Consider the following 10,169-nt stretch of genomic DNA (forward strand, 5'->3'; position numbering starts at 1 on the left):
TGGCGGAGAACCGCGGCCCCTGGCGCGTGCACATCGAGGACGGGCGGATGGAGGTGGAGCCGCTGGCGGGCGGCACGCACGTGGACGCCACCATCCGGCTGCCCATCGACACCCTGTCGCGCATGTTCATCGGCGCGGTGCCCGTGTGGCAGGCCACGGCCGGCGGCCTGGCGGAGATCGACCGCCCCGCCGTGCTCCAGACGCTGGACCGCGCGCTGGCGGTGCCCAAGCCGTGGACGTTTGATCGGTTCTGACGGCGGACGAGGGAATAGGGAACAGGGAATAGGGAATAGCAGGCAACGGCGGGGGCCCTCACCCGCTCGCCTAGGCTCCCACGCTCTCCCGCAAACTGCGCGGGAGAGGGTGTACACCCCAGCCCCAGCACGGAGACGGGCGTCGCGCAATGAAGGTCTCCCCTCTCCGCGAGGAACGAGCGGGGAGGGGCCGGGGGAGGGGCGGCCCGCTGCCGGCGCGATCCGGGCTTCGCGGCACGAAGGTGGAGATGCGCTTCCGCCGGGCCTCCGCCGATCCGCCCCGCGCCAGGTTCGAAGTGTACGCCCTCTCCCGCGCAGTTTGCGGGAGAGGGCCGCGAGGAACGAGCGGGGTGAGGGCCCCGGCGGACTTTGTGCAGTGACAGGCCAAAAAGCCCCGCGCACGGGCGCGGGCCGGGAACAGTCACACGGGAGGAGGACGATGCGGTGGATCGCTCGGGGGCGGCGGGGTTCGTCCGCCGCATGGATGGCGCTGCTGGGCCTGGCCCTGGCCGCGTGCGGCGGCGGGGACGGAGGAGGCGGCGAAGGTGCGCCCAAGGGCGGCGCCGGCGACGAGGGCGTGGGCGCGGGACACCCCACGTTCACGGGCGCGGCGCCCGGCGGCACCATGATCTTCCTGGCCGAGGGCGACGCGGACGACCTGAACCCGCTCACCTTCGACAACACGCAGTCGTACCAGATCGTCCACCTGCTCTTTCGCGCCCTGGCCCGCCGCGTCAGCACGCTGAGCAACTACGTGCCGGTCCTGCTGGAGCGCTGGGAGCGCCCCGACAGCGCCACGGTCCTCCTGCACGTGCGGCCCAATCTCAAGTGGCATGACGGCCGGCCCGTCACGGCCGAGGACATCGTCTTCACCATCCAGCGCCAGCAGGACTCGCTCACGGCGTCGCCCCGGCAGGCGGACGTGGCCGGCGTGGAGTCCGCCCGCGTGGTGGACCCCATGACGGTAGAGGTCAAGCTCAACCGCACGGGGCCGTCCACCGTCAACGCGCTGCTGGAAGTGATCCCCGTCCCCAAGCACCTGCTGCAGAACGTGCCGCCGGCGCGCATGCGCTTCGACCCGTTCGGCCAGCGGCCCGTGGGCAACGGCCTGTTCCGGTTCGGCAGCTGGCAAAAGGGACAGCAGATCGTCGTGGAGGCCAACCCCGACGCGCCCGACAAGCGGCCCGCGCTGGACCGCATCATCGTGCGCGTGGTGCCGGATGCCACGTCGCGGCTCACGCAGCTCGCGAACGGGCAGGCGGACGCCGCCAAGGTCACCCCCGAGCAGCGCGAGGCCGTGGAGCGCGCGCGGGGCGTGCGGCTGGAGACGGCGGCCCAGGTGCGGCCGGGCTGGATCGCGTTCAACCAGGCCAAGGCGCCGGCCAACGATCCCGTGGTGCGCCGCGCGTTCGTGATGGCCATCGACCGGCAGGGCATCGTCCGCGCGCAGTTCGGCGAGCAGGGCACGCCCGCGCTGTCGCCCATCGCGCCGGGGCTGCGCGAGCACAGCGCCGACGTGCGCCCCATCCCGTACGACGCCAACGGCGCGCGGGCGCTGCTGGAGCAGGCCGGCTGGCGCGACACCAACGGCGACGGCATCCGCGAAAAGAACGGGCAGCCGCTGCGCATCGAGGTGGAGGTGAGCTCCGCGGACCAGATGCGCAAGGACATGCTCATCTTCATCCAGCAGCAGCTCAAGCAGGTGGGCATCGACATGGTGCCGCGCGAGCTGGAGCGCACCAGCTGGGTGGAGCGGCTGCGGGCGCGCGAGTTCACGGCCAGCTTCTGGGGATGGGGCTGGGGCCCGGGCGTGATGGGGCCCAACGCGGAGATGCTGTTCCACTCGCGCAGCATTCCGCCCAACGGGCCCAACTTCGCGGGCTACAGCAACCCGCGCGTGGACCAGCTGATCGATCAGATCCTGGTGCAGAACGACACCACGCAGGCCCGCGCCCTGTGGCGGCAGCTGGAGCAGCAGCTGATCGACGACGCGGTGTACGCGCCCATCTTCCTGGACCCCGAGTTCTACGCCGTGAACCAGCGGTTCGCGAACGTAAAGATGCGCGGGCCGGAGTGGTGGGAGGACGTGATCTACTGGAGCATTCCCGAGAACCGCCGCCTCCCCCGCGACCGCACCGGCGCGCAGCCCGCGGGCGGCGCGGCCAAGGCGCCGTAGGCGGAATCAGGCCCGGTAGTTCGACGCCGAGCCGGAGCGGCTGAAGCCGCCGCAACGACAGCGGAAAGCCCCGCCCTGACGACGCTTCGCGTCGCACGGCGGGGCTTCACCATCTCCGGAGGTTGCCGATCGTCGCGAGGCTTGTATCCGGCTCGCGCGGGCTGTGCGCGACGCACGGTACTCGCCCGGCCCGGACCCGTCGGCGCAGGCCGACATCACGTTTCCGGTGCCGCGATTTCAATCGCCGGGTTCGGTGTGCACGGGCTCCGCGTCTGCTCGACGAACCTCGCCCGTCCGCGGATCCGCATCCGCATCCGCATCCGCATCCAGCGAAACGCCAACGGCCCCTCCCCGAATCACCCGGAGAGGAGCCGCATCGCATCGCCATTCCGTACCTACGTACCCCGTCCCTTCGTACCGCGTACCTTCGTACCCGCCGTTCAGTCCGGCTCCGGCGCGCGGGGCCGGGTGGGCACCACGGCGGTGGCCGCCGCGGGCAGCGTCCGCCGGGCGGAGTCGCGTGACGAGGGGCCGGCGATGGACTCGGCGACGAGGGGCGGCGTGGGGCGGCCGTGCTTCCTGTTCAGGTAGAAGTCCGCCATCCGCGACGCGATGGGCGCCGCCGCGCCGGACCCGCTCTCGCCGAACTCCACCAGCACCGCCACGACGATCTCCGGGTCGCGCCCCCGCGGGCCCGCGAACCCCGTGAACCACGCGTGCGGCCGCTTGGGGTCCGCGGAGTTCTGCGACGTGCCCGTCTTGCCGTACAGCTTCCAGTTCTGCAGCTCCACGGCGTGGGCCGTGCCGCCGGCCTCGATCACGGCCGCCATGCCGCGCCACACGGAGGTGAGCGTCTGCCTGCTCACGTTCAGGTCCGTCTCCACGTCCGTTGGGCGCCCGGCCAGCAGGTGCGGCGCGCGGGCGGAGCCGTTGCCCGCCAGCGCGCTGAAGAACTGCGCCATCCGCAGCGGCGTCTGCGCGTTGGGCCCCTGGCCGATGGACACGTTCATCACCTCGCTGGGCGGCGGCCGCCAGCCAAAGCGGTTCACGTACCACGCCCGGTCCGCCGGGAAGGTGCCCACCCGCTCGCCCGGCATGTCCACGCCCGTGGGGCGGGAGAAGCCCAGCCGCGTACCGGCCCGGGTGAGGTCGTCCAGCCCCAGCCGGATGCCCAGCTGGTAGAAGTACACGTTGCAGGAGTTGGCGATGGCCTGGATGAGGTTCTGCGGCCCGTGGCCCTCGCGCTTCCAGCAGCGCGAGTAGCGGCCCGCGTACGCCATGCCGCCCACGCAGGGGTACGGCATCACGTACTCGGGCGTGATCACCCCGCGCTCCAGCCCCACGATGGCCGTGGCCAGCTTCCACGTGCTTCCCGGCGGGTAGATGCCCGCGATGGCGCGGTTGAGCAGGGGACGGGCGGGGTCGCTGTTGAGCCGCGACCAGTCCTGCCCGCTCACGCCGCCCACGAACAGGTTGGGGTCGTACGTGGGGGCCGAGTACAGGGCCAGGATCTCGCCCGTGGACGGCACCATGGCCACGGCCGCGCCCCGCATGCCCGTGGGCCAGATCTGGTGGATGTAGCGCTGCAGGTCCAGGTCCAGCGTGAGCCTGACGTCCTGCCCGGCCTCCGGCGGATCGTTGATCTGCGGGGCAAAGCGGCCCAGCACCCGGCCCCGCGAGTCCACCTCCACGTACTGGGCGCCCATCTGCCCGCCCAGCTGCTTTTCGTACTGGCGCTCCAGCCCCGTCTTGCCGATGTGCTGCCCCTGCCGGTAGTTCTCCCACTCCTTGCTCTGCAGCTCGCGGTCGTTGATCTCCAGCACGTAGCCCACCACGTGCGCCACGGCCGCGCCCGCCGGGTAGCGCCGCACGGGCGACGCGTCCACCCGCAGCCCGTGCAGGCGTCCCCGCCGCTCCTGCAGCTTGGACACCTGCTCAAAGCTCAGGTGGGGGATGACGGGCACGGCCCGCCCGCGGCTGGTGCGCCCCGCCGCCACCACACCCGCGATGGCCGCCGAGTCCAGCCCCAGCAGCTGGGCCACGGGCGCCAGGCGCGCGCGGATGCTGTCGGCGGGGCCGGGCTCCACCGACAGGCTGTACCCCGTGACCGTCTCGGCCACGAGCTTGCCGTTGCGGTCGTAGATGGCGCCGCGCGGGGCGGGGATGGGGACGATGTCGAAGCGGTTGTCGTCGGCGCGCAGGGCGAACTCGTCGTTGCGGACGATCTGCGTGCGAAAGAACGCCGCGCCCAGCAGCCCCAGCGCCATCACCAGGAAGAGGATGGCCGAGAGCGAGCGTTTGCGGCGTGCGTGCGGGTGAAACGGGTCCTCGGGGCGGACCGTAAGCTCCAGGTAGCGCGACATCCTTGCGCGGCGGACGGGGGACTGCCGGGGAAAACGACGTAAAGGTATACGCGCCCAACCATTTGCGCCAGCCGGAACATATGCCGTAACCCCGGGGTTCCAGGCTTTGCGCGCCGGGGCGTGGAAACGTATGCCTTGCGCGGGCGCCCGGGGGCGCTAAGTTTCTCGCATTCCCGCGCCACGTCACCTCCGCCGCGTCCCTTCCGCGGCACGCAACTTGACGTCACGCTCCAGCGCCCAGCCAAAACGCGGAGGCGGTGGTTCCGTCCGCCCGGCGATCTGCCGGCGGGCCTCCGGCGTTTTCAGGATTTCAGCAAACCGACATCACCGAATGAGCCTCTCCGCACAACCGTCCGCCGCGGCGCGCCCTGCGTCCGCGTCCGAGCCCACCGCGGACGGAATTCTCGAGATCCTGCCCAGCGGCAGCGGGTTCCTGCGCACGGTGGCCACCGGCTACCAGGCCGCCGACGGCGACGTCTTCGTGTCGCAGTCCGTCATCCGCCGGCTGGGGCTGCGCACCGGCGACCGGGTGCAGGGCACCATCGGCACGCCGCCGGGCCGCGGAAAGAGCCCGCCGCTGGACGAGGTGGTGAGCGTGAACGGGCTGGACCCCGCGCAGGCCCGCGGCCGCGCCGAGTTCGGCAGCCTTCCCGCCACCTACCCCGACGAGCGCCTTCGCCTGGAGCTTCCCGTGGCCGGCGCCAGCAAGTCCCGCCGCGACTTTACCAACCGCATCATCGACCTCATCGCGCCCCTGGGCAAGGGCCAGCGCGCCCTGATCGTGGCCCCGGCCAAGGCCGGCAAGACCACGGTGCTGCAGGCCATCATGAACGGCATCGCCACCAACTACCCGGAGGCGGCGCTCATGGTGCTGCTGGTGGACGAGCGGCCCGAGGAGGTGACCGAGATGCAGATGCTGGGCATCGGCGAGGTCATCGCGAGCTCGTTCGACTGCCCGGCGGAGCGGCACGTGGCCGTGGCCGAGATGGTGCTGGAGCACGCGCGGCGGCTGGTGGAGAGCGGGCGCGACGTGGTGATCGTGCTGGACTCGCTCACGCGCCTGGCCCGCGCGTACAACACCACGGAGCGCGGCACGGGCCGCATGCTCTCGGGCGGCATCGACAGCGGCGCGCTGGAAAAGCCCAAGCGCTTCTTCGGCAGCGCGCGCAAGGTGCGGGGCGGCACGGGCTCGCTCACCATCATCGCCACGGCGCTCATCGACACGGGCAGCCGCGGCGACGAGGTGATCTTCGAGGAGTTCAAGGGCACGGGCAACAGCGAGATCGTGCTGGACCGCGGCCTGGCCGACCGGCGCATCTTCCCCGCCATCGACATCGAGAAGAGCGCCACGCGCCGCGAGGAGCTGCTCTTTCCGTCGGAGCAGCTGGACAAGGTGTACCAGCTGCGCCGCGCGCTGCACTCCCTGGGCGCCGAGGATGCCCTTCAGCTGCTGGTGAAGCAGATGAACGGCACCGAGACCAACGACGAGCTGCTCAGCCGGCTGCGGTAGAGTTCCGGGCGCAGGACGAGGAGGAGAGACGATGACGAAGACCGTCTACGCGACGCTGCACGACCGCGAATGGCTGCACCTGGAGGAGCCGATGGAGCTTCCCGCCAACGCGCGCGTCAGGATCACGATCGAGAGTGGAGCGGAACCGGATGCCGCCCCGCCCCGGTCGTTCCTCGACGTGGTCCAGGGGCTGGAGCTGGACGGCCCGTCGGATCTCTCCACCCGCTTCCACGACCACCTCTACGGGAATGGCGACACCGGGCGCTGAGGTCTTCCTCGATGCCTCGTACGTGATCGCCCTCGCCATCCCCGCCGACGAGGCGCACGAGAGGGCGGTGGAGCGGGCGGACTGGCTGCGTCGGAACCCAGAGATCGGGCTCGTGACGACGCAGCCGGTTCTGCTGGAGATCGGGAACATGCTCGCGAAGTACAGGTTCCGCGATGCCGCCGTCGCGGTGCTGGACACAGTCGCCCAGGATCCGCGAATTCACGTCATTCCCCTGACGGATGACCTGTATGCCGATGCGCTGTCTCTCTTTCGTCAGCGCAAGGACAAGGAATGGGGGATGACGGACTGCGTTTCGTTCGTCGTGATGCAGCGGCGGCAGCTCCGGGAGGCGCTCACCACGGATCACCACTTCGAGCAGGCCGGGTTCCGCGCGCTGATGCGCTGATGCAGTGACACGCACCGTCCGGCCTTTGCACGGTGGATGGATTTCGGGCGGCGTACCACACGGTGCGCCGCCCGCCATCTTTTACTGCAACTACGTTTTCACGCAGAGGGAGCAGGGGCAGCAGAGTACTTCGCCGCGCGATGAAGTACTCGGCTGCCCCTGCTCCCTCTGCGTGAGAATGCAGTTCATTCATGGGACTTTGTCGAAGCAAAAAGGGCCGCTCCTCGTCTGGGGAGCGGCCCTTCGCGCGTCCTTCCCGCTTTTACGGCAACTACGTTTCTCACGCAGAGCCGCGGAGGACGCAGAGTACTTCATCGCGCGAACGAAGTACTCCGCGCCTCCGCGGCTCTGCGTGAGAATGCAGTTCAGGGGTTGAGCCAGTAGTTGACCTTGAGGACGAACACGTTGTCCGGGCGGGCGCGGAACAGGGCCGCCCGCTCGTGCGCCAGGTCAAAGTCCGCGTAGCCCAGCTCCTCCGACTCGCGGCTCTGCTGCCACGCCAGGAACAGCGTGCTGCCCCGCCGCCACTCCCACCGCAGCAGGGCGTTGCCCCGCAGGCTGCGCACCGTGAAGTCGCCCGGCGCGGAATCGTCGGACGCGTCAAAGGTGAACGTGCGCGCGGCGGCCAGCGTGCGCACGTCGCCAAAGTCCACCGTGCTCACGAACGGCTGCACGAACACCTCCAGCGACAGCTCCGGGCTGAACGTGTAGTTCACCCGCGTGTCCAGCGTGACCGTGGTCTGGTCCAGGTCCGCGAAGAAGAATCGGTACCCGGCCGTCCGCGCGGCCGACGCGTCGGGCCCGGCGCCCAGGAACTGCGCGGGGGTCACGTAGCGGCTCAGCGACGGCCCCGCGGACAGGTTCCACCGCGGCGACGCCTTGACCGTGAGCTGCACGCCCGTCTCGCCCTGCCACCCCGGCCCGTCCTCGTCCTGGTAGAACACGCTGGCCAGGCCCACCAGCGGCTTGCGGCCGTCGCTCTCGGCGTACGCCGTCAACCGCCGCCACGCCGGGCGCCGGGCCAGCACGCCGCCGCGCGTAAGCCGGTCGTCCGTGGCCTCGGCGCTGGCGCCCAGGGTGGCCTGCACCGTCCAGTACTGCCGCGTTTGCCCCTGCGCGCCCAGGTACAGGGAGTTCTGCACCATGTACCCGCCGTAGCTGTGCTCCAGCACGTTCTGCAGGTCCGCCTGCCACCAGCGGAACAGGCGCCCGGGCGTGTTCTGCACGTAGCTCACGCTGGAGTTGACGTCGATGCGGTCGCCGCGGCGCTGGTAGCCCAGGTCGTTCACCTCGTAGCCGGGGGTGATGGTGCTCACCCCCAGGCTGCCGCGCCAGTGGCGGCCCGCCTGCCGCTGCAGCCGCAGCTGCGCCGCCGCGCCCGTGAGCGACGTGGCGCCGCGGTCCAGGTCCACGTACCAGGCGTCCAGCCGCTGAAAGTAGCGGTGCGGCCGCGCCTGCGTCCGCGCGATGGCCAGGCTGTCGCCCCGCACGTGGCTGCCGCTCAGGAACCCGCTGAGCCGCCAGGCGCGGTTGCCGAACTCGTGGCGAAAGTCCAGCCCGGCCGTGTAGCCGCCGGAGTGCAGCAGCGACCGCAGCTCGTCCGTCTCCAGGTCGCGGTTCACGGCCGTGACCATGGCCCCCACGGCCGACTGCCCGCCCCGCAGGTCGCGCCGCAGGCGGCCCACGAAGTAGTTGGTCACGGGCTCCACCACCATCGACTCGCTGCCGCCGTCCGGCAGGCGAAAGCGCGCCTCCTCGCGCCGCGTGAGCGCCTCCAGCACGCCGATGCTCCAGCCGCCCGCCGTCTTTCCCGACAGCTTGGCGGCGCCCACGATGCGCGCGTCCACGGGCACGTCGGCCAGCGCCGTCTGCGGCGCCAGGCCGCTGGCCCGCCCGCCGATGCGCCGCGTGTAGAACAGCTCGCCGCCCGTGGGCAGCTGGCCAGGGCCAAAGGTGAAGATCTCCGCGCCCTCCACGAAGAAGGGGCGCTTCTCGGCGAAGAAGGTTTCGAACTGCGTGAGGTTCACGTCCGCCGGGTCCTGCTCCACCTGCCCGAAGTCGGGGTTGATGGTGGCGTCCAGCGTGAGGTCGCTCGTCACGCGGTACTTGAGGTCCGCGCCTACCGTCGTCCCGTATTCGCCGTCCTCGCGGAACGGGTTGACGCCCGGGTCCGTGTAGTCGGCGCGCATGACCGTGTAGGGCAGGACCTCCAGCCGCCGGCCCGGGCGGATGTCGCGCAGCCCGTCCAGGTGGCCGAATCGCGCCACGCCGCCCCGCTCGGCCTTGGGCGTGAAGCTGAAGACGTCGTACTCGTTGCGGCGGCCGATGATGCGCTCCACCTGGATGCCCCACGTCTGCTCCGTGGCGGGGCTGAAGCGCAGCTGGCTGAAGGGGATGCGGTACTCGGCCGTCCAGCCGGCGCTGTCGCGGTGGGCGGCGGCGTCCCAGACGGCGTCCCACGTCATGTCGTCACCGCCGTCCGTCTTGAGCGCGTCGCGCCGCACGCCCGACGGGTTCACGTCGAAGCTGTACGCCGTGCGGTGGTCGTGGTAGCTGTCGATGACCACGCCCGCCCAGTCGCTGTCGCCCAGGTTCATGTCGCGCCGGCCCAGGCGCGTGTTCACCCGCCCGCGGTCGTGCATGCGCACGCCCACGTACAGCGCCTCGTCGTCGTACAGGATGCGGGCCTCGGTGGCCTCGCTGGCCGGCCGCCCCTCCTCGGGGTCCATCTGCGTGAACGTGGTGATGGGCGTGGCGGCGGCCCACGCAGCGTCGTCCAGGCGGCCGTCCAGGTGAATGGCCGACGGGGCGCGCGTGGCCAGGGCGCCCGGCACGCTGGCCGAGCCGTGGCCGGCCTGTGCGTGCGCGGACGCGGGGAGCACGGCCGCGGCCAGCAGGAACGCGTACTGCTTCATGGGATGGAGCGGATGGAAGAGGAGAACTGATGCGTTACGGCGGAGGTGTCCGGCGAAGTGGGCGGAAATTTAGCAGTCCATCGTCCCTTCCGCCACATTGTCGACGATTCGTGGGATTGGATGCGCGAAGTTCTCGATTAGTTGGCATCCGGAACGAAAGAAGGGCCGCTCTCCTGCCCGGGAGCGGCCCTCTCCGCCTTCTTTCAGCCCGTGACTGCATTCTCACGCAGAGGGAGCAGAGGCAGCAGTACTGCAACTGCTTTTGAAGTACTCTGCT

General features: G+C 70.9%; 7 protein-coding genes. 5 read left to right on the forward strand and 2 right to left on the reverse strand.

Features of this window, described 5'->3' with window-relative positions; genetic code table 11:
* On the forward strand, positions 1 to 254 hold a 254-nt coding region (locus VFZ20_RS09135; RefSeq protein ID WP_329683553.1), incomplete at its 5' end, for a sterol carrier protein domain-containing protein.
* A gap of 439 nt (positions 255 to 693) precedes the next feature.
* Positions 694 to 2,430, forward strand: coding sequence for an ABC transporter substrate-binding protein (locus tag VFZ20_RS09140; protein WP_329683554.1), 1,737 nt, complete (start codon positions 694 to 696; stop codon positions 2,428 to 2,430).
* Between the two features lie 440 nt (positions 2,431 to 2,870).
* Here the strand turns inward: VFZ20_RS09140 and mrdA are convergent, their stop codons facing one another.
* Positions 2,871 to 4,793, reverse strand: coding sequence for a penicillin-binding protein 2 (gene mrdA, locus VFZ20_RS09145; protein WP_329683555.1), 1,923 nt, complete (start codon positions 4,791 to 4,793; stop codon positions 2,871 to 2,873).
* Between the two features lie 331 nt (positions 4,794 to 5,124).
* Between mrdA and rho the strand changes: the two genes are divergently transcribed.
* From rho to VFZ20_RS09160, 3 genes are read left to right on the forward strand one after another with little or no spacing between them, the layout of a single operon-like run.
* A complete protein-coding gene (gene rho, locus VFZ20_RS09150; protein WP_329683556.1) occupies positions 5,125 to 6,303 on the forward strand; it encodes a transcription termination factor Rho in 1,179 nt (392 codons plus the stop codon).
* A gap of 31 nt (positions 6,304 to 6,334) precedes the next feature.
* Positions 6,335 to 6,571: a hypothetical protein gene (locus VFZ20_RS09155; protein WP_329683557.1), complete on the forward strand. Its 237-nt coding sequence runs from the start codon at positions 6,335 to 6,337 to the stop codon at positions 6,569 to 6,571.
* On the forward strand, positions 6,552 to 6,977 hold the full coding sequence (locus VFZ20_RS09160) for a type II toxin-antitoxin system VapC family toxin (protein ID WP_329683558.1): 426 nt from the start codon (positions 6,552 to 6,554) through the stop codon (positions 6,975 to 6,977). Before VFZ20_RS09155 ends, VFZ20_RS09160 begins: the two co-directional genes overlap by 20 nt.
* 365 nt (positions 6,978 to 7,342) lie before the next feature.
* Here VFZ20_RS09160 and VFZ20_RS09165 read toward each other — a convergent pair whose 3' ends face one another.
* Positions 7,343 to 9,892, reverse strand: a complete 2,550-nt coding sequence (locus VFZ20_RS09165; protein ID WP_329683559.1) for a DUF5916 domain-containing protein — start codon at positions 9,890 to 9,892, stop codon at positions 7,343 to 7,345.
* Positions 9,893 to 10,169: the final 277 nt, after the last annotated feature.

The organism is Longimicrobium sp., from assembly GCF_036280135.1.
Lineage (GTDB): Bacteria > Gemmatimonadota > Gemmatimonadetes > Longimicrobiales > Longimicrobiaceae > Longimicrobium.